The sequence below is a fragment of the Paraburkholderia sp. SIMBA_027 genome (assembly GCF_046535315.1).
Classification (GTDB): Bacteria; Pseudomonadota; Gammaproteobacteria; order Burkholderiales; family Burkholderiaceae; genus Paraburkholderia; species Paraburkholderia tropica.
In genome coordinates, this window is sequence record NZ_JAWRWY010000004.1 from 123,528 (window position 1) to 144,017 (window position 20,490).

Here is a 20,490-nt window from a genome sequence, read left to right on the forward strand (position 1 = left end):
TGTCTGAATCATCCTCAGAGTGGCACGTGCTGCGCATGTATGCCTACACCTGGAAGCGGGGCATTGAATTAGCGGAATCAATCGTCAATGTCAGCCTGTTTTGATAGACAAAAGATTTCGCAAAAATTCATTCTCCTGTTTTCGAATTTGATATCGACAACTGGACTCCATAGCGTCATACATATCAACGTGATTTTTGTTCACGTCAACAATAGCCCAATCCAGAGCCAACCGTGGAGCAAGCGCGCAGCCTTTCATGGCCACGTCTTCGGCTCTTATGTATCTATCCAGCCTCGCTTTCGTGTCTGCCTTTATTCCGGACGATGATTTGATCGACGCAATCAATTTTTGATTTTCCGATTCGAGTGATTTTGTGTGTCCACCATAGCAATCAACGTCACCCAAACCGCCGCCACCTACGTATTGCAGGCAATTGGAGTAATTTACATTCTCATCGGCCTGTACGTTTTGCATAACTACCAAAAACATCAACAGAACGAAAATAATAATTTTATTCAATTGCGACCCCCGGCCCGTGACGCGCATCGTAGTTTCCATAGCGGAACAGGCGTGCCTCAAGCGCCCGACGCCACTCGATCCCATGCGCTCGGTATGTTCGTATGAAATTGGGAACGCCTGTATATACGCCTTCATTGACCTTATCCGCTATACCATTGAATCCGTTACCGCCACCGGCATTGAACGCGATGCTAGCTAAAGCGTCGAATTCATATTGCATTAGCGGGACGTGAATTTTTCGATTGACTGCCGAGGTCGCTTCACGTTGATTTTTCTTCGAGAGTTCGCGCGCCCGCTCGACCGAAATCGTATCGCCTACATGTAGGTGATCTTCTGGCAAAACCTTATGACCGAATCCAACTGTAGGAAACCCCTTGCTGTCGATGTAGACTTTTAAGATCATCCCATCAACGACGGGCATTCCCTGATAGGTGCCATTCAGAACCCCACTCTCGCATACTGCCACGAATGCTAAACCATCGTTTGAAAGTGTCCAAGGCTTGCATAGTCTGTCTGATTGCACGGTAACGCATGAATTCGGGTCCGCGTTGGTTACTGAACTTCCAAGTGCGTCAGGCATTTATATTTCCTCTCTGTGCCCAATATAAAACCGGATCGGTTGCGCGCTATCCGTCGCGTAGCGCGCGGTGCGGCCATGCTCGTCAGTGGTGCCGTGTTCAATCTCGCCCGTTGATAACCGCAGCGTGTAGTACGTATCGCGCATCGGCTTTCCTGCGCGATCGCATAGCCTGAATCGTTCGTGGTGTGTGGCGCGCCGTTCGCCCTGTGACGCCACCAGGCTCGCGGCATACCCCATGTCCCCCCATTCGTCTTCCCAGCTGTGAGAGGCGCTTGTTTGCGATGCGCTGAATACAGGCGGCGGTGAACACTTGCAGATGCAGATATCGCCTTCCAGCGCCTGTTGCTTGCCGAGCATCGTTGCCGGATGGTGCGGTCCTACCGACTCGATGTAACCGCTCGATTCACAGCCTTCGCACCAGACCTTTGCGCCGATAAACGCAATCGGTATACCGTGGTGCGAGCAGTTTTCCGCTCCCTCAAGGACAACGCCGCCTGCCGTAGATTTGTCGCCTAGCCTTAACAGAAAACGCCTCATGTGCGTGCCTCCGTTCGATTGCAGCTACGGATACTGTGCAGATACACGACCGGCACAGTCGCGGCGGACCATCCGCCGCTAACCGGCAATCGTCGGACTGCGCAAGCGAGCAGACCATCAGACAAGCTTTAAAATGGGGGTTGATTTAGTCGATTTGCATCACGAACGGAACGCAATTTGACATCCGACAAATTCGGCTGGCATCGCGCTTTATTCGGATCCCAGAACGTCGTTCGAATAAATGAACCGGCCCGAAACAGCCGATTTTTTTGCTTCTTCGACTGCTCAAGACGCTCAGGGTGTCTTTCATCATGCGCGAGCAGTATTGAGCGCTTCCGGCTCGACGCGCCACGCCTCTGAACGCAGCGGTATGTTTGCGTTGTAAGTGCTGCTCGCACAACGCTTCGGCGAAACGCACTTCCTCACCTGCGCAGCGATTCTCTCGAAGGTCACGCCGTATCCGATGTTCCTGCTAGTGCAGGCAAAAAGCCTCTTCGCTATGGTGGCTGGCATCGCGTTCGCGATCTTCTCGCTGCTCGGGATCGTCGAACTGTGCCGCTACAAGCACACCACGCGAAACCACCACGCCCACTTAACAAAAGCGCCAGGCGCCACCACCGCTCGCTTCCCCGCCTCGCCAGGCGCGCGCCAATCGCGTAAACTCCGGGCCATCCGAACCCGCTTTTCGGCATCCGGCCGAACCCGCCATGCACGAGCTCACGCGCCGCCGTTTCCTGATCGCCAGTGCCCTGGCGGCCTGCGGCGCGGCTTCGCCCTTCGCGCGCGGCGCGGGTCGCGACATCACCGTCGCGCTCGTCCTCAAAGCCGGCAACGATCCGTTCACCGCCGCCATGATCGCGGCGGCCACCGCCTTCCAGGCACATTCGCCCTATCCGTTCAAGCTGATCGTGCGCAGCACCGAAGGCGAGACCGACGTCTCGCAGCAGGCTGCCTACGTCGAATCGCTCGCCGCGAAATCGGTCAGCGCCATCGTGCTCGCGCCCGCCGATTCGCGCCGCCTCGTGCCCGCCGTCGCAACGTGCGTACGCCAGGGCGTGCTGGCCGTGACGATCGACAATCCGCTCGACGCGGACGCACTGCGCGAAGCCCGGCTCCACGTGCCCTTCGTCGGCCCCGACAACCGGCGCGGCGCGCGGCTCGTCGGCGACTATCTCGCGCGGCGGCTGCATGCGGGCGAGCGCGCCGCCATCATCGGCGGCGTGGCGTCCGATCGCAACGCGCAGCAGCGCGAGGTGGGTTTTCGCGAGGCGATGCGGGCCGCTTCGGTGAGGATTGTCGACGCTCAGCCCGGCGACTGGGACTACGCCAAGGGCCGCGCCGCGGCCACCGCGATGCTCGCCACGCAGCCCGGCCTGCGCGCGCTGCTGTGCGCGAACGACAACATGGCGCGCGGCGCGGTGGACGCCGTCAACATGGCGCATCTGCGCGGCCGCGTGCTGATCACCGGCTACAACGCCAGCGCCGCCATCAAGCCGATGCTCGCCGACGGCCGCGTGCTCGCCACCGTCGACCAGTTCGCGGACAAACAGGCCGTCTACGGCATCGACGTCGTCTTGCAGGCGCTGATCGAGCAGCGTCGCCAGGACGACCTGCCCGACCGGGTCGAGACGCCGCTCGTGCTGGTCACGAAGGACAGCGCGTCATGAGGCGCCTGCCGCCGCTCAACGCGCTGCAGATCTTCGAAACGGTCGCCCGTTACGGCAGTTTCACGCGCGCCGCCGAACATCTGTGTCTCACGCAGGGCGCCGTCAGCCGCCAGATTCTCGCGCTCGAGGAGTATTACCGGCTGCCACTGTTTCGCCGCTCGCCGAAGGGCCTCACGCTCACCGCCGAGGGCGAGCAGTTGCTGCCCGCCGTGCGCGAGGGTTTCGGGCGCATCGAGGAGGCGTCGATGCGGCTCACGCGGCAGCGCGGCGAACTCGCGCTCAAGATGCCGACCTGCGTGATGCGCTGGATGCTGCCGCGCATCACGCGCTTCCAGACTGAGCACCCTGAACTCCAGGTGCAGATCACCACGACCTGGCAGCACGAAGTCGACTTCCAGGCCGAGCCCTTCGACGCGGCCATCATCTACGGTCCGTCGCCGGGCGCGGACGTGCACGCGGTGCCGCTGTTCGACGAATACCTCACGCCCGTGTGCACGCCGGAATTCCTGCGCAGCCATCCGATCGCGCACGCCGACGACCTCGCGCACCTCACGCTGCTGCATCCCACACGCGATCACGCCGACTGGAAGCTGTGGCTCGCCCGCGCGGGCGCGGCGCACGTCGACGCCCATCGCGGCCCCACCTTCGAATCGCTCGATCTCGCCACCAGCGCGGCGATGCAGGGCTTCGGCGTGGCCATCGGCGACCGCACGCTGGTGAGCGAGGACGTGGCCGCGCAGCGGCTCGCGCTGCCGCTCGACTTCGCGGTGGCGACAGGTTCGCGCTACTACTTCGTCTATCCCGACTTCGCCGCGCAGCAGCCGAAGATCCAGCTATTCAGCGCGTGGATGGAACGCGACCGCGCGCGCGCCGCGGCGCCGTCTGCCTGAGGCCGAAGAAGCCGAAGCAGAGGCCGAACCAGACCGCCAGCATCCGCGCGAACCCGGCGCAGGCGGCCCATGAGCCGAACGCATGGCGCACATGAGAAAAATTCGATTGCCCCCGCGCGGGCTTTTAGGCCAAATAGCCGTTTTTCTCCCATTTCCGGACGATGCACAGCGCCGCCTCCTCCCGCTCGAAGCTGCCCAATGTGGGCACCACGATCTTCACCGTCATCGGCCAGCTTGCCGCCGAACACGACGCCCTGAATCTCTCGCAAGGCGCGCCGAACTTCGCGCCCAATCCGCAGTTGATCGACGACGTGACCGCCGCCATGCGCGCGGGCCACAACCAGTACGCGCCGATGGCGGGCGTGCTCGCGCTGCGCGAAGCGCTCGCGGCCAAGTACGCGGCGCTCTACGACGCGCACTACGACCCCGCGAGCGAAGTGACGGTCGTGGCGAGCGCGAGCGAAGGGCTCTATTCGGCGATCAGCGCGCTCGTGCACGCGGGCGACGAGGTGATCTACTTCGAGCCGTCATTCGACAGCTACGCACCTATCGTGCGCCTGCAAGGCGCGACGCCCGTCGCCATCCAACTCGCGCAGCCGCATTTCCGCGTGAACTGGGACGAAGTCGCCGCCGCGATCACGCCGCGCACACGCATGATCATCGTGAACACCCCGCACAATCCCACGGCGACGGTGCTCGGCGCGAAGGACATCGCGCGCCTCAAGGCCCTTACGCGCAACACCGACATCGTGATTCTCTCCGACGAAGTCTACGAGCACGTGGTGTTCGACGGCGCGCGCCATTGCAGCATGGCGCGCTACACGGAGCTGGCCGAACGCAGCGTGATCGTCTCGTCGTTCGGCAAGTCGTATCACGTCACGGGCTGGCGCGTGGGCTATTGCCTCGCACCGGCCGCGCTGATGGACGAGATCCGCAAGGTGCATCAGTTCATGACCTTCGCCGCCGACACGCCCATGCAGCACGCGTTCAGCGCGGCGCTCGCCGATGCGTCCTCGTATCTCGACCTCGGCGCGTTCTACCAGCGCAAACGCGATCTGCTCGCGCACGCGCTCGCCGGTTCACGCTTCGAATTGTTGCCGAGCGAAGGCAGCTTCTTCATGCTCGCGCGCTTTCGCGCCTTCTCCGACGAGCGCGACGGCGACTTCGTGCTGCGCCTGATTCGCGACGCCCGCGTGGCGACTATTCCGCTGTCCGCGTTCTACACCGACGGCACCGATCACGGCGTCATTCGCCTGAGTTTTGCGAAGGATGACGAAACATTGCTCGAAGGCGCGCGCCGCCTTTGCACGATTTGAATCACTCAAGACCCGGCCAGGAGATCACGATGAAGCCCCTCACCACGCTGCTCGCGCTCGCGTGCGCATTCGCCGCGCTGCCCGCGCTGCCCGCATTCGCCGACTCCGGTTCGCTGCGCTTCGGCGTGGAGGCGCAGTATCCGCCGTTCGAATCGAAGGACGCCAACGGACGCCTGCAAGGCTTCGACATCGACATCGGCAATGCCGTCTGCGCGCGTGCGCAGCTGCATTGCGCGTGGGTCGAAACTTCATTCGACGGGCTGATTCCCGCACTCCAGGGCCGCAAGTTCGACGCGATCAATTCGGCGATGAACGCCACCGCGCAACGCCGTGAAGCGATCGACTTCACGACCGTGATCTATCGCGTGCCGAGCCGCCTGATCGCGCGCACGGACAGCGGCCTCGTGGCCACGGCGGCGTCGCTCAAAGGCAAGCGCGTGGGCGTGCTGCAGGCTTCGATTCAGGAAACCTATGCGAAGACGCATTGGGAACCGGCGGGCGTGAACGTGGTGCCGTACCAGGACCAGAACCAGATCTACGCCGATCTCGTGTCCGGCCGGCTCGACGGCACGCTGCTGCTCGCGCCCGCCGGTCAGAAAGGCTTTCTCTCGCAGCCGGACGGCAAGGGCTTCGCGTTCGTGGGCGAACCCGTGCGCGACGACAAGATCCTCGGCAACGGCGTGGCGTTCGGCATCCGCAAGGGCGACGCGGCGCTGCGCGAGCGTCTGAACACGGCGATCGCGAAGCTCGAAGCGGACGGCACGGTCAACACGCTCGCCCGCAAATATTTCGGCGATATCGACGTCTCGCCGAAGTAAGCGCGATCGATCGCGCTGCGGCCGCCGTCGCGGCAAGCGCATGCGGCAAGCCGGCACGGCGGGGTCACACCATCGTCGCCGGCTCGTCGTCTTGCAACGTAACGCCGGGGCGCCAGCCTGCCCCGGCGCTTGCCTGACAAAACGCGCCGCGCGAGGCGGCGCACCGCCCTCGCCCGATCGATTCGGACAAACCCTCGCCGCTGACAGCCAGTACGGCGTGGCGCGGCGCTGCGGCGCCGCACGCGCGGTTACGATGACGTTACAGGCGCGACAGCCTCGGACCGCTGATCGCGGAACGCAGGCGCGTGGCGCGGCGGACGTCCCTGCCAACTCAATCGTGAGCGGTCATTGTCCATGCGCATTCTCTTCGTCGTCGGCAACCTGGGCGACTACCACGTGCCTCGCTACGAAGCCCTCGTCGACGCCGCGACCCGCAGCGGGCACGACGTGTCGCTGCTCGAAGTCTTCGCGCGCTCGGGCGTCTACGGCTTCCCGCAGGAGCGCCGCGCGGCGTTCTTCGCGAACCGGCCACCGCACGCCATCACGCTCGTCGAAGACGGCTCGGACAGCGACGGGCTCGGCCTGCGCGACTGCTCGCGCCTCGTCGCGCGGTTGCGCGCGTTCGCGCCCGACGTGGTCATCACGCTCGGCTACAACACGCAGTATTCGGCGCTGCTGTGCGCGCTGCGCCATCTCACGCGGCGCTTCAAGCTCATCTACATGTCCGATTCGAAAGCCGACGACGGCGTGCGCAGCGCCGCCAAGGAACGCCTCAAGCGGATGATCGTGAGCCGCTTCGACGGCGCGCTCGTCGCGGGCGAACGGCACCGCCGCTACGCGCTCTCGCTCGGCATCCCGATGACGCGTTCGCGCATCGGCTTCGACGTCGTCGACATCGACTATTTCGCGCGCCTCGCACAACGCGCGCGCGATAACGCCCGCAGCGTGCGCGAACGCTATCGCCTGCCGCCGCGTTTCCTGCTGTGCGTGAGCCGCTTCGTGGCGCGCAAGAACGTCGACGTGCTGATCGACGCCTATGCGCAAACGGGGCTGCGCGAGCGCGGCATCGGCCTCGTGCTCGTGGGTCAGGGGCCGCTCGATGCGGCACTGCGCGCGCGCATCGCCGCGCACGGACTCGACGCCGACGTGTCGATCCTCAGTTCGCTGCCGAATCACGAAATGCCGAACCTCTACGCGCTCGCGGACTTCATCGTGCTCGCGAGCGAATTCGACCAGTGGGGATTGTGCGTGAACGAAGCATTCGCGGCGGGCTGCCCGGCCATCGTCACCCGCACCTGCGGGGTAGCGGGCGAGATCGTGCACGACGGCGTGAACGGTTTCGTCGTCGAGCCGCGCGACGTGCGCACGCTCGCGCAGCGGATCGGCCAGCTCGGCAGCGACGGCACGTTGCGCGAGCGCTTCGCCAATGGCGCGCGCGATGCGATCCGGCGCTGGTCGCCCTTGCTGTTCGCTTCCAGCGCGCTCGAACTCGCGCAGGCCACCACGCGTCGCGCCACGCCGCACGCGCAGCACGAACTGGTTTGATTCAATCGTCTGCATTCACGGCGCGCCCGGATCGAACGCGCCGCATTCCCAACGTCCTTATAGATTCGGGGCGAAGACGGAACCCGGCGCGAGCCGCCGCTTGAGCGTGCGCGCCAGCAGATACGCGGTGCCATGCCGTTCGACGCCGAGCCGCTGCGTGAGCGTCGCGCCAAAACCATTGAGAAAGCTGAATGTTGACGGGCTCGAAAAACCGTCGAAATCGAAGATGAGTCCGCTTTCGATCGCGCGCTGGATGCCGCTCCAGATCAGCAGACTGATCGAGCCGCAATGCGCCTCGGGCATGCGCGACGAAAGCAGAAAATACATCGCCTGCTGATCCCACACGAGACCGATGGCCGCGACGAGCTTCGCGCCCGGCCCATACGCGCCCAGCAGCGTGCCCGACTTGCGTTCGACGAACGTGTTGACGAGCTGGCGCATGACCGCGCTGCCATAGGCGTTGCTGCGCGAGCGCGCGCGCAGATTGTCCTCGTAAAAGCCGAGGAATTCGCCCGGCGTCGCGATGGGCGCGACGGTCAGCTCGCGCGCCGCGCCGCGAATCACGTTGCGCGTCTTGCTGTCGAGCCGCGACCATGCCTCGTCCTGCGTGCATTGCGCATCGAGACGGAAGGTGTAGCGCGCCGACACCGTATAGCCGCGCAGCGCGAACGCGATCGCGTCGTCCACGCGCGGATCGAGCACCTGGAAAAAGCTGTCACACACAGGCAATTGCTCGATCAGCCGCGCCGTCACATCGAGCTGATGACGACGCTGACGCGCCGCGCTGCCCGTGACCGGCGCAATCACCGGACCGAGCGTGCGCGTGAGCGGCGGCAGATGCGAAATGCGCCACACGCGCCGGCGGATCAGCGCGTACGGCATTTCGCCGAGCACCGCGTCGTCCTGCTTGACGGTCGCGAGCGCCCAGTTGCCTTGCGTCGCGATGTCGAGCCACCAGCGTTCGTGAAAAATCGAATGCGCGCGCGCGAACTTCGACTCCACATCGGCCGACGACGACGCGGCCGACGCGGCCGACGCAACTTCGCGCGCGCGCGCCTGCCTCGATAGCCTGGCGAACGGCTGCGGTTGTGGCGACGGCTGCGATTGCTGCGGCTGCGGCAGAGATAGCGGGGCAATCTGCGGCTGTTCCCCGAACACCAAGCGGTCTCTTATGGTCGTCATCGTTCACCCGTTCTCATTCCGCGCTGCCACCCGTATTGCAACGCGTTGTCTCCGTGCTGTCTTCAAGCTCGGCTTTCAGCCTCGGCTTGGGTCTTTTGATCTGAACTTTGCTGTGCGCTTCGGCTTCGGTCTGCGCGAAAGCGCGATGTGCGGCGGTTTTTCCGGTGATCAGTCTACGGGCTGACGGCTGGCCTTTTACGCCAAGATTTAGTCCGCGCGGACATGAATGCACCGCAATGGCTCGCTGCGGCGCGACGCCCGCATTCCATTCCCACGCCGGTTCTGTTCTATGTCTGACATTAATGGCGGCGTCTACTGGATCGCCCGGTCATCGACCGGCGCGCGCCGCACCCGCGCACCGGGTCGCGCTTCCAGACGACAGGAACGACATGACACGCCATTCGCCCCATGCACCGGCACGCGCGACATCGGCCAACGCCGCCGCGCGGCTCGAACGTCTGCCGTATTCGCCGTATCACCGCACGATCTTCCTGATCATCGCGGTGGCGTTCTTCTTCGATTCCGTGGATCTCGGCACGATGACTTTCGTGCTCGGCTCGATCAAGACCGAGTTCGGCCTGTCGAGCGCGACGGCGGGACTCGTGGCGAGCGCGAGCTTTTTCGGCATGGTGCTGGGCGCCGCGCTCGCGGGCCTGTTGTCGGACCGATTCGGCCGACGGCCGGTCTTCCAGTGGAGCATGGTGCTCTGGGGCGCGGCCTCGTATCTGTGCTCTACAGCACACAGCGTCGATGCGCTGATCCTCTGGCGCGTGCTGCTCGGCGTCGGCATGGGCATGGAGTTCCCCGTCGCGCAAACGCTGCTTTCCGAGTTCGTGCCCGCCGCGAAACGCGGCCGCCTCGTCGCGCTGATGGACGGCTTCTGGCCGCTCGGCTTCATCGCCGCGGGCGTCGCCTCGTATTTCGTGCTGCCGCATTTCGGCTGGCGCACGGTGTTCGCGCTGCTCGCGATTCCCGCGCTGTTCGTGCTGATTGTGCGCCGCATCGTGCCGGAGTCGCCGCGCTGGCTCGAACATCGCGGCCGCAGCGCCGAAGCGGATGCCGTCACCACGAAGATCGAAGCCCAGGTCATGCGCACGCTCGGCGTCGCCACGCTGCCCGCGCCTGCGCGTCAAACGTCCCCGGCAGGATCGGCGCTGAACCGGCCGCACGGCGCGTTCCGCGAAATCTGGAGCGCCGCGTACCGGCGCCGCACGATCATGGTCTGGGCGCTGTGGTTCTTCGCGCTGCTCGGTTTTTACGGCCTCACGTCCTGGCTCGGCGCGCTGATGCAGCAAGCGGGCGCGACTGTCACGAAGTCCGTGCTCTATACCGTGCTGATTTCGCTCGGCGGCATCCCCGGCTTCCTGTGCGCGGCGTGGCTCGTCGAACGCATCGGCCGCAAGCCGACCTGCGTGGCCTCGCTCGTCGGCGCGGGCGCGATGGCGTGGGTCTACGGACAAACGGCGCTGCATCTGCAAAGCGCCGCGCTGCTGATCGGCTCGGGGCTCGCGATGCAGTTCTTCATGTTCGGGATGTGGGCCGTGCTCTACACCTACACGCCGGAGTTGTACGGCACGGGCGCGCGCGCGACGGGATCGGGATTCGCCTCGGCGATCGGGCGCGTCGGCTCGCTGATCGGCCCGTACGCCGTGGGCGTCGTGCTGCCGGTCTTCGGACAAAGCGGCGTGTTCACGCTCGGCGCGCTGTCGTTCGTCGTCGCCGCGCTGGCCGTGGCGATCATGGGCATCGAAACGAAAGGGCTGTCGCTCGAAGCGCTGGCCGGGGACGATGCCGATGCGCCCGTGCGTGCCTATGCGGCGCGCGCGGGGGAGTCAGGCTGAATCGGGCTGAGTGGGCTAAGTCTGGAAAACGGACGTTTGCAACGCGATGCGCGGGCCGCGAGCCCGCGCGCGATGCACGTTCAAGCCGCGGGCGCTTCCGGCAACTCGCCGTGGCCCTTGAGCGCGTCGTAGAGATCGGCGAGCGGCACGTCGCCCGCTTCGCGCTTCAGGTAGAGGCTGAACGCGCGGTCGTAAAGCTCGCGCCCTTGCGGCGCGTCGAGCGTCAGATCGAAACATTCGAGAACGAATTCGGCAATCCTGTCCGCGTCGACGAGCAGACGCTCCGCTGTTTTTCGATCCATATCATTCACCTGCCGCTAATACCTGATGCCAGGCGGCGGATCTTACACCAGACGCGCGTGCGGCGCGCGCCCGATCGTGCGGAAACGGGCGCGCCTCATTCGCCGATCCACGAGCCACGCAGATCGCTGTCGTGCAGCAATTGCATCAGCGTTTGCGCGGGACGGCTCAGGCGCTTCGCCGCGAGCGCGATGAATTCGACGTCCGGCAACACCGGCAGGCTCGCGACATTGAGCGGCGGCGCGAGACCGCGCGCCGCCAGGTACTGCGGCCGCACCGTGATGCCCAGACCGCCGCGCGCCGCCGCCACGCAGCCCGAGTGACTGCTGCTCGTGCACACGATCTGCCAGCGAAAGTCGGTTTGCGCGAGCGCGTCGAGCACCACGGCGCGCGTGACGCTCGGCTCGGCCACGAGATTGAGCGGCAGCGGCTGCGTGAGATCGACCATCGTGCCGGTGCGCGCGAGCCATTCGAGCCGCCCGGTGAAGAGCGCCACGCCGCGCTTGTCGCCGAGCCGCCGCTTGCCCACCATCAGGTCGATCGCGCCCGCGTCGAGCAGCTCGTAAAGCCGCCCCGTCATGCCGATGATGATTTCCAGCTCGACGTCCGGATGCGCATTGCGAAACGCTGTGAGCACGGTGGGCAGCGGGCCGAGCGCGATGTCGTCGGAGGAACCGAGCCGCACGCGGCCCTTCAGGCGCGGCGCGCGGAATTGCGATTCGGCGCGGTTGATCGCCTGGAGGATCGCGCCCGCGTGCGCGAGCATGGCCTCGCCGTCGGGCGTGATCGCGAGCGTATGGGTATCGCGCACGAACAGGCGGCGGCCGATTTCCTGTTCGAGCCGGCGAATATGGTCGCTCACGCTCGACTGCGTCAGGCCGAGTTGCCGCGCCGCAGCAGTGAAGCTGTGGCAGGCCGCGACAGTCGCGAAGGATTTGAGCCAGGTGGGATTGAGCATGCCGCATTGTTATCGGCAACACCGATAACAGTCAATGTCCTGAGTGGGGTTCCCGATTGCCCGCGATGACAATATCATGACGTCATTGCAGATTTCCGCGCTGCGCGCCCGTGTTTCCCCACCGTTCGCGCCCCGCCAAGACGTTCCCATGAACAAGGATTCAAGCCAGACGGCGCTGCTGTGGATCGTCGCCGCAGGCTTTTTCATGCAGGCGCTGGACACGACGATCGTCAACACCGCCCTGCCTTCCATGGCGCACAGCCTCGGCGTCAAACCGCTCATGATGCAGCCGGTGATCGTCGCCTACACGCTCACCATGGCCATGCTCACACCCGCTTCGGGCTGGCTCGCCGACCGCTTCGGCACGCGCCGCGTCTACTTCACCGCCATCCTCATCTTCGTGCTCGGCTCGCTGTGCTGCGCGAGCGCGCATACGCTCGGCGAACTCGTCATTGCGCGCGTACTGCAAGGCGTCGGTGGTTCGATGCTGATGCCGATCGGCCGCCTCGCCGTGCTGCGCGCCGTGACGGGCGAGCAATACGTCTCCGCGCTCGCGCTGATTTCGGTCGCCGGGCAGGTCGGACCGATCGTCGGCCCGACGCTCGGCGGCTGGTTCGTGCAGGCCATCACCTGGCACTGGATCTTTCTGATCAACGTGCCGATCGGCGCCGCCGGTCTGTTCATGGTGTGGCGCTATCTGCCGCGCAGTTCGGGCACCGCCGCGCCGCCGTTCGACGTGATCGGCTGCGCGCTGGTCTCGCTGTGCATGATTGCGTTTTCGCTCGCCTTCGACGCGCCGGTGCAGACGCATCGCGCAGCCTGGTCGGCGGGACTCTTCGCGCTCGGCCTCGCCTCCGCGCTCGCCTACGTGCCCTATGCGCGCCGCCGCCGCGATCCGCTTTTCAAGCTTGCGCTGTTCGGCGAGCCCAACTTCAGCGTGGGTCTGATCGGCAATCTCGTCTGCCGCGTCGGTTCCAGCGCGGTGCCGTTTCTCGTGCCGCTGCTCATGCAGCTCGAACTCGGCTACACGCCGCTGCATTCCGGCCTCATGATGCTGCCGGCCGCGCTCGCGGGCACGGTCGCCAAACGCTGGATCGCGCCGCTGATCCGCCGCTACGGCTACGACACCTTCCTGCTCGTCAACACGCTGATCGTCGGCGGCTCGATCGTCGCGTTCGCACTGATTTCGCGCGGCACGCCGGTCATCGTCTCGCTCGTCGTGCTGGCGATCTTCGGCGCGGCCAATTCGATGCAGTTCGCGGCGATGAACAGCATCACGCTCAAGGGTCTCTCGCACGAAGACGCGGGCAGCGGCAACAGCCTCTTTTCGATGGTGCAGATGCTCGCGATGGGCCTCGGCGTGACCATCGGCGGCGCGCTCGTGAGCCTCGTCGCCGCGCATTGGGACTCGGTGGCGCTGGGCTTTCGCGTGAGCTTCGCTTCCGTGGGCGCGATCACGCTGATCTCCGCGCTGATCTTCCGCGGCATCGAGGAAGCGCCGCCGGCGCGCGCAACGGTGAAAGCCGTGGCGGCGGGCGGTCGATAGGCGCAACGCCAGGCATCGCGCCAGACCTCACGACAGACCTCACGACAGGCATCGCGCCGCGCAGGCGCGATCTCCCCGATCAAGCGCGTTTGCCGCGCAATGGCCCAACAGCGGCATCGGGCAATCGACGCTCGAAACGCCGCTGCTTGCGCTTCTCTTTACGTCCCCGCGCGACCGACGATCCCCGCCGCCCGCCTTCAAGCTGGGTTTCAACCAGGTGCCGTGAAGCGCCGCCTCAATTAAGCTGCGGCATAACTCCTGCGCGCGCGTGCTCGCCCGCGCCAGGTCTCACTGCTCGCACCTGAAACTCATAAAAGGAATTCGATGTCGACTCCAACATCGGCGGAGATCGCGGCCCGCCTCGACCGGCTGCCGCCGTCACGCACCGTCTGGACCATGGTGATCCTGCTGTCGCTCGGCGGCGTGTTCGAGTTCTACGACCTGTTCTTCACCGGCTACGTGGCGCCCGGCATGGTCCACGCCGGACTCTTCACGCCCGAGTCGCTCGGCTTCTTTTCGGCGCTGGGGCCGTTGAAAGTGGCGGGCTTCGGCACCTTCGTATTCTCGACCTTCGCGGGTCTCTGGGTCGGCGCACTCGTGTTCGGCCAGGTCGCGGACCGCTTCGGCCGACGCATGATCTTCACCTGGTCGCTGATCTGGTACATCGTCTGCACGGCGATCATGGCGTTCCAGACCACCGGCCTCGCGCTGAACATCTGGCGATTCATCGCGGGCATCGGTATCGGTATCGAACTCGTGACGATCGACACGTACATCTCCGAGCTGATTCCGCGCGGCGAACGCGGCCGCGCCTACGCGCTCAATCAGGTCATCACGTTCTGCGCGGTGCCGGTGGTCGCGTTTCTCGCCTATGCGCTCAAGGACACACAGCCGCTCGGCCTCGACTACTGGCGCGTCGTGATCCTGATCGGCTCGCTGGGCGCGATCGTCGTGTGGTTCGTGCGCCGACGCATTCCCGAAAGCCCGCGCTGGCTCGCGCGCAACGGCCGCGAAGCCGACGCGGAGCGCATCGTCGCCGATATCGAGCGCCGCGTGCAAGCCGAAACCCGCACGCCGCTGCCCGCGCCCGAGCGCGCCGCGCCGGAAATTGCCGGTGCCGGCTCGCTCACCGAAGTGCTGAAGCCGCCGTATCTGCGCCGCACGGTCATTCTTTCGATCTTCAACATGGCGCAGGTGATCGGCTTCTACGGCTTCGCCGCCTGGGTGCCAACGCTGCTGATCGAGCGCGGCATTCACGTCACGCAGAGCCTCGCGTATGCGTTCGTGATCGCCATCGCGAATCCGTTCGGGCCGCTCATCGGCTTCTGGTTCGCGGACAAGCTCGAACGCAAGACCCAGATCGTCGGCGGCCTGCTGATCATGGCCGTGGTGATCGCGCTGTTCGCGCAGGCTTCGCAGCCGTGGCTGCTGATCGTGCTGGGCGTGCTGTTCACGCTCGCCGCGAACATCATGTCGTACGCGTATCACGGCTACCAGGCCGAGCTGTACCCGACGCGCGTGCGGGCGCGCGCCGTGGGTTTCGTCTACTCGTGGAGCCGCATCGCCGCCGCGTTCGCCGGGCTGGCGATCGGCATTCTGCTGCACCACTACGGCGTGCCGGGCGTGGCGATGTTTATCGGCGTGTCGATGCTGGTGGGGATCGTGATGGTGCTGCTCGGACCGGCGACGCGCGGACGTTCGCTCGAAGACATCAGCCGCTAAACGGCAAGGTAATAAAAAACGGCGGCGCCGCGTGATGCGGGCCGCCGTTTTTATCCGGATGATCTTGATCGACGATTAATTCGGATTACGTACGATACGGATTACGTCGTCACGCCTTCGACCAGACCCGCGCCGGCATGCGCTTCCTCTCGCGCAGTCGCGAGCGCTTCGTACTCGTCCTCGCTCAACACCGGGCCAAGCTGGCCTTCCCACTTCGTCACCACGGCGGCAGCCACGCTGTTGCCGAGCACGTTGGTCGCCGTGCGCCCCATATCGAGGAACGTGTCCACGCCCATGATGAGCAGCAGACCCGCTTCGGGAATATTGAATTGCCCGAGCGTCGCCGCAATCACGACGAGCGACGCTTTCGGCACGGCCGCCATGCCCTTGCTCGTGAGCATCAGGATCGCGAGCATTGCCGCCTGATCCATGAACGACAGGTGAATGCCATACGCCTGCGCGATAAAGAGCGTGGCGAAGGTGCAATAGATCATCGAGCCGTCGAGATTGAACGAATAGCCGAGCGGCAGCACGAAGCTCGAAATGCGGCGCGGCACGCCGCTGCGTTCGAGTTGTTCGAGCAGCTTCGGATACGCCGATTCGCTGCTCGCCGTGCTGAACGCCAGCAGCATCGGCAGACGCACCGAGCGCACGAGTCCGAACACACGGCCACCGATCACGAGACCGCCCGCCGCGACGATCGCGCACCACAGCAGCACCAGCGCGCCAATGAACACGCCCATGAAACGCCCGTAGCTGAGCAGCACGCCCAGACCCTGAATGGCCACCACGTGTGCGAGCGCGGCGAACACGGCGACCGGCGCAAACGCCATGACGTAGCCCGTCACCTTGAACATGACCGCCGAAATCTGTTCGAGCAGTTTGACGATGCTTTTCGCCTGCTCGCCGATCGCGATGATGCCGAGGCTGAAGAACGCCGCAAACACCACGATCTGCAGGATTTCGTTTTCGGCCATGGCCTGCACCACGCTCTTGGGCACCAGATGCGTGACGAACTCGCGGATCGAAATCGCGCCCGCCTGAATGCCGGTGGCGGCATGCGAATCGGGCAGCGGCAGATTCAGCCCCGCGCCCGGTTGCAGCCAGTTCGCGACCAGCGCCCCCAGCAGCAATGAAACAAAGGTTGCGCCAAGAAACCACGCGAGCGTGCGCACGCCTACGCGACCGACCGCCTTCGCGTCGCCCATCTTCGCGACGCCCACCACGAGCGTGGCGAACACCAGCGGCGCGACGATCATTTTGATGAGCCGCAGGAACAGGTCGGTGACGAGCGCGAAGCCGTCTGCGACCGACTTCAGGCTCTGCGCGTCGTCGATCGCGCGATGACAGCCGTAACCCACGGCAATCCCCAATAGCATGCCGATCACGATCCAGCCGGTCAGCTTCGTACGTTTCATTGCGACACTCCTTTTTGGCCGCGCAGACGAGCGGCCGGCAACAGGCTTACGAATACATTTGTTGCAACACTGTACTTTGTTGCACCAGTTGTTGCAAACCTGTCAAAAACCCTGGTGTGGCGGAATGTCGGGTGTTGGTGAGACGCAAACCCATGCTGGTTTGGTGCAGACAACCTTGGCTTGACGATTTGCGACAAACAAAGTTGACCATCGCTGTGAAGCTCACCACGCAATCGGCGGTTATTCTGAAACCCCAAAAAATCCTTTTATGCCGATTACAATCTCAATGTTGGTGTGAAATTATTATTCACTTTGAACATCTCAATTCTGTTGGCGACTCAGCGCAAGGTTTAACCAGGGGGATCGTTCCGGTCTCTACATGTTCTAAAGCCGATGCTCCACCGGTGGGCGGCGTCTCAGCAGGAAAAAGCACTCAGTTCGGCCCGCGCCCATGCGATGCAATGCGCATGAGGTGGCATCCGCATTACACAAATAAACGGTACTCAAACGTTTCTAAATATGGACGAAAGCTTTTCGGGTTGCTAAATTGAACTGTGATTGCGTTTAGACATTCCGCAATCATCGGCGCCTCAGCGCCGGCGTGTGTGCTAGCCGCCGCTTCTGGCAGAAGTGGCGGCTTTTTTTTTTAACGAGCCCAGCTACGTTTCGAGATGTTGAAACGGTATCTGAAGCCACACCGGCTGAAGTGCTGCCTGCTGTTTGAACATCGGCGATGTCTACGAATGCTCCGTCGTTTTAATTAAATATCTACACAGGCCGATACATTGCAATTCAGGAAGACGCGGCCGGCGGCGATCCCACATGCGCGGCCCCGAAGCCGGCTTCAGGCCGGAATGTCGCGCACCACCTCCGTCAATTTGCCCGAATTGATCTCGTAAAAGAAACCGTAAAGCTTGACGTTCGCCGGAACGGCTGCGCTGTCGCGAAGTAAGCGGACATCGTGTTTGATCGAATCTTCGAAGTTCGAAATGGCGAGGCTATCGTGATCGAACAGCGTTGAAATATCGGCATGGTGATGATGATGAAACTCATCAACGAGGTCTTCAGGTTCGAAAGCCGTAGCGCCGCAAAACGAGTGATGCACCACAACGACATTTTGAACCTTGAAAAGATAGTCCATCGTGGCGACCGACTGCAAAGCCGAAAGCGCGCGCCCACCCGCGTTAGACACCGCAAACAACGTACGCGTGTTACCGATGCGGTTGCCCGCTTCGTCGAGAATGTTCTCACCGGGATAAACCTCATCACCGAAATAGTCCGCGACAGCCTGCGGTATTTCAGATGCCCTCGGATCAAAGCAGTGGACCACGATCGTCTTCATCGGAATGAAGCGACTGAACCCCTGAAAATTTGACCGATCGAACCACGCCGCGTCAAACCACGGCTGCTTCCTGAATTCGAATTCGCTGTATTGGCTCATTTTCCTTGCTCCATTTTCCACATTCATGGACTGATGCGATTAGCTGAATCACTATAGGATCATTGATCGATGTGCCGCAGACATTGACACCTCGTTTTCTGCCAGAACGCTAATTCGTTCTGGGCAAGACCTCGTTTTCTTTTCCCGCTCACTCCGAACCGGCCGCGATATCCGCCTGCTCTCGCACCGCCGACCTCGCGTAAGACCTGGCGGCGCGCCCGGACATTGGCAGAAAATGAGGTATGGTTGGCCTTGCGCCGCTACGCCGGATTCCGGTAGCGTGTGCGCTGGTCCACGACCGGTCGCCATAGCCAGGTCTTGTCATGGCCCGCATAAGGCTGGGTCCGGTTCGATCGGCGATCCCCGTACTTTGATACGTCAGCAAATGTCCAGAACCGACAATCCGGATGGTCGAGCGCCGCGCAAGGTTGTCATCGTCGCCTATGAAGGCGCCAAGCTCCTGGACATATCAGGTCCATTGCAAGCTTTCAGCGATGCCTGTTTTGACGACGGTCGCTCCGCGTATCAGGTCGTGCTGGCCTCCGAGTCAGGCGGTTCGGTGCGGACGGACACGCGTGTGAAGCTTGAAACGGAGTGCATCGATGACACGATGATGGACTCTGTCGACACGTTGCTCATCGCCGGCGCCGACCTGATCATGCCCGCCGCCGCGACGGCATCGCTGCGTGCAACGCTGGCGAACTATCTGGAACGACCGCGTCGGCTCGGTTCGGTGTGCACGGGCGCGTTCGTCCTCGCGCAACTCGGCGTCCTCGATCATCGGGATGTGACGACTCACTGGGCGGCCTGCAACCGGTTGGAGCAACAACATCCGGCCATCAACGTGAAGCCCGACTCGATTTTCGTCACGTCCGGCCATATCTGGACGTCCGCCGGCGTCTCCGCCGGGATCGACATGGCGCTGGCCATGATCGAGGACGATCTGGGCCATCTCGCGGCGCTCAATGTTGCACGCGGCATGGTTCTCTTTCTCAAGCGACCCGGTGGCCAGGCGCAGTTCAGCATCGAACTGCGCCAGCAGATGCGCGACGCGCGCGGCCGGTTCGAAGACCTCCATGACTGGATTCGTACCCATCTGGACGCGGACCTGTCCATTCCCGCACTCGCCGACGCCGCACGGATGAGCCCGCGCAACTTTGCTCGCGTCTATCTTCGCGAAACCGGGGAAAGCCCGGCGAGGGCGGTAGAGCGACTGCGCATCGAAGCGGCCAGACGTCTACTCGAGTCTGCGCACGAGCCCATCCAGGTCATCGCGCGCAGGACGGGTTTTGGCGACGACGAGCGTATGCGCCGGGCCTTCACGAAAGTGTACGGTGTGGCTCCGCAAGACTACCGCCGACGCTTCGGACCGCCAAAGGCATAACACACACGAGAAGCCTCACGCCGGCATGCCGACGACGAGCCATCGGCCGGAAACGAGGTGTGTTTGTCATTGCTGACGGGTTCGGTACGCCCTATCTTCGTCGTACCGAACATTCAAGGATCCTGTATGAAACACCCTGTCACCGTCGGAGGCATAACGGCTCCTGATTCCGAGCTTGCACGTCGAGCAGCCGCGCTCGCCGAATCAGCCCACACGAAGCCGCTTTTGAATCACGTTCACCGGACGTGGTGGTTCGCGGAGTTCATCGGAAAAAAGCGGCAGATGAAATACGATCGTGAGCTCGTTTATCTCGCATCGCTGCTTCACGATCTCGGGTTGTCGGCGCATCACGCGGCAGATAAACGCTTTGAGGTCGATGGCGCCGACGCGGCGAGCAGGTTCCTGCATGCGCATGACTATCAGAAGGCGAAAGTCGATGTTGTCTGGGATGCGATCGCGCTTCACTCATCCGCGGATATCGCCGATCGCCGGGAGCCGGAAGTCGCGCTCGTGCACTTCGGCGCCCACGTCGACGTGATGGGACTCAGGATGGACGAGATATCTCCGCAGTTGATCGACGACACCCTCGCGCTTTATCCCCGGCTCGGCTTCAAACAGGCGTTCACGCAAGCACTCGCCGAAGTGGCGAGACGGAAACCCCATACTGCGATTGGAACGGGTTTGGCCGACATTGGACGTCGCCTCGCGCCGGGCATTGAAATCCCCGATGTCTGCGATCTGCTGCTCGCCGCGCCGTTCGAAAGCTAAGCTGACGCAACGAGATCAAGCAGCAACCCGCGAGGCCGCGGCCCATGTCTTGTGATGG

The 20,490-nt window shown here is 63.6% G+C and carries 18 protein-coding genes; 10 read left to right on the plus strand and 8 right to left on the minus strand.

Going from position 1 to position 20,490, the window contains the following annotated elements; translation table 11 throughout:
* Positions 1-90: 90 nt before the first annotated feature.
* From SB764_RS08585 to SB764_RS08595, 3 genes are read right to left on the minus strand one after another with little or no spacing between them, the layout of a single operon-like run.
* Positions 91-546, minus strand: coding sequence for a hypothetical protein (locus tag SB764_RS08585; RefSeq protein ID WP_146230054.1), 456 nt, complete (start codon positions 544-546; stop codon positions 91-93).
* Positions 512-1,099, minus strand: a complete 588-nt coding sequence (locus tag SB764_RS08590) for a glycoside hydrolase family protein (protein WP_110328652.1) — start codon at positions 1,097-1,099, stop codon at positions 512-514. Before SB764_RS08590 ends, SB764_RS08585 begins: the two co-directional genes overlap by 35 nt.
* Positions 1,100-1,636: a PAAR domain-containing protein gene (locus SB764_RS08595; protein WP_321870640.1), complete on the minus strand. Its 537-nt coding sequence runs from the start codon at positions 1,634-1,636 to the stop codon at positions 1,100-1,102.
* A gap of 707 nt (positions 1,637-2,343) precedes the next feature.
* Between SB764_RS08595 and SB764_RS08600 the strand changes: the two genes are divergently transcribed.
* The 5 genes from SB764_RS08600 (at position 2,344) to SB764_RS08620 (ending at position 7,872) form a co-directional block, all read left to right on the plus strand.
* Positions 2,344-3,303 carry a substrate-binding domain-containing protein gene (locus SB764_RS08600; RefSeq protein ID WP_074986203.1) on the plus strand — a complete coding sequence of 320 codons (960 nt, stop codon included), beginning with the start codon at positions 2,344-2,346 and terminating at the stop codon, positions 3,301-3,303.
* A complete protein-coding gene (locus tag SB764_RS08605; protein ID WP_321892837.1) occupies positions 3,300-4,193 on the plus strand; it encodes a LysR substrate-binding domain-containing protein in 894 nt (297 codons plus the stop codon). Before SB764_RS08600 ends, SB764_RS08605 begins: the two co-directional genes overlap by 4 nt.
* A 161-nt stretch (positions 4,194-4,354) precedes the next feature.
* Complete coding sequence (locus SB764_RS08610; RefSeq protein WP_410863233.1) at positions 4,355-5,509, plus strand: methionine aminotransferase; 1,155 nt, start codon at positions 4,355-4,357, stop codon at positions 5,507-5,509.
* A 29-nt stretch (positions 5,510-5,538) separates the two neighbouring features.
* A complete protein-coding gene (locus SB764_RS08615) occupies positions 5,539-6,327 on the plus strand; it encodes an ABC transporter substrate-binding protein (RefSeq protein ID WP_065060553.1) in 789 nt (262 codons plus the stop codon).
* A gap of 354 nt (positions 6,328-6,681) precedes the next feature.
* The gene (locus SB764_RS08620) at positions 6,682-7,872 is read left to right on the plus strand and encodes a glycosyltransferase family 4 protein (protein WP_065060552.1); all 1,191 of its coding nucleotides are present in this window, start codon (positions 6,682-6,684) and stop codon (positions 7,870-7,872) included.
* Positions 7,873-7,929: 57 nt separating this feature from the next.
* Here the strand turns inward: SB764_RS08620 and SB764_RS08625 are convergent, their stop codons facing one another.
* On the minus strand, positions 7,930-9,054 hold the full coding sequence (locus SB764_RS08625) for a GNAT family N-acetyltransferase (protein WP_410863235.1): 1,125 nt from the start codon (positions 9,052-9,054) through the stop codon (positions 7,930-7,932).
* 389 nt (positions 9,055-9,443) lie between these two features.
* Here SB764_RS08625 and SB764_RS08630 point away from each other — a divergent pair, with 389 nt between their 5' ends.
* Positions 9,444-10,895 (plus strand): MFS transporter, encoded by a 1,452-nt coding sequence (locus SB764_RS08630; protein ID WP_410863237.1) that lies wholly within the window; start codon positions 9,444-9,446, stop codon positions 10,893-10,895.
* Between the two features lie 80 nt (positions 10,896-10,975).
* On the opposite strand, the gene SB764_RS08635 is transcribed toward SB764_RS08630, so the two are convergent.
* Both SB764_RS08635 and SB764_RS08640 read right to left on the minus strand, forming a co-directional pair.
* Positions 10,976-11,197, minus strand: coding sequence for a hypothetical protein (locus SB764_RS08635; protein WP_065060550.1), 222 nt, complete (start codon positions 11,195-11,197; stop codon positions 10,976-10,978).
* A 95-nt stretch (positions 11,198-11,292) separates the two neighbouring features.
* On the minus strand, positions 11,293-12,153 hold the full coding sequence (locus SB764_RS08640) for a LysR family transcriptional regulator (RefSeq protein ID WP_074986196.1): 861 nt from the start codon (positions 12,151-12,153) through the stop codon (positions 11,293-11,295).
* Positions 12,154-12,301: 148 nt separating this feature from the next.
* Between SB764_RS08640 and SB764_RS08645 the strand changes: the two genes are divergently transcribed.
* Positions 12,302-13,699 (plus strand): DHA2 family efflux MFS transporter permease subunit, encoded by a 1,398-nt coding sequence (locus tag SB764_RS08645; protein WP_408583128.1) that lies wholly within the window; start codon positions 12,302-12,304, stop codon positions 13,697-13,699.
* A gap of 324 nt (positions 13,700-14,023) precedes the next feature.
* The gene (locus SB764_RS08650) at positions 14,024-15,421 is read left to right on the plus strand and encodes an MFS transporter (protein WP_074986192.1); all 1,398 of its coding nucleotides are present in this window, start codon (positions 14,024-14,026) and stop codon (positions 15,419-15,421) included.
* A gap of 101 nt (positions 15,422-15,522) precedes the next feature.
* Here SB764_RS08650 and SB764_RS08655 read toward each other — a convergent pair whose 3' ends face one another.
* Positions 15,523-16,839 (minus strand): dicarboxylate/amino acid:cation symporter, encoded by a 1,317-nt coding sequence (locus SB764_RS08655; protein WP_410863240.1) that lies wholly within the window; start codon positions 16,837-16,839, stop codon positions 15,523-15,525.
* Between the two features lie 844 nt (positions 16,840-17,683).
* Positions 17,684-18,280: a carbonic anhydrase gene (locus SB764_RS08660; protein WP_065060543.1), complete on the minus strand. Its 597-nt coding sequence runs from the start codon at positions 18,278-18,280 to the stop codon at positions 17,684-17,686.
* A 385-nt stretch (positions 18,281-18,665) separates the two neighbouring features.
* Between SB764_RS08660 and SB764_RS08665 the strand changes: the two genes are divergently transcribed.
* Positions 18,666-19,664: a GlxA family transcriptional regulator gene (locus tag SB764_RS08665; protein WP_110328660.1), complete on the plus strand. Its 999-nt coding sequence runs from the start codon at positions 18,666-18,668 to the stop codon at positions 19,662-19,664.
* Between the two features lie 126 nt (positions 19,665-19,790).
* Positions 19,791-20,432, plus strand: a complete 642-nt coding sequence (locus tag SB764_RS08670; protein ID WP_410863243.1) for an HD domain-containing protein — start codon at positions 19,791-19,793, stop codon at positions 20,430-20,432.
* The last annotated feature ends 58 nt before the right edge of the window (positions 20,433-20,490 follow it).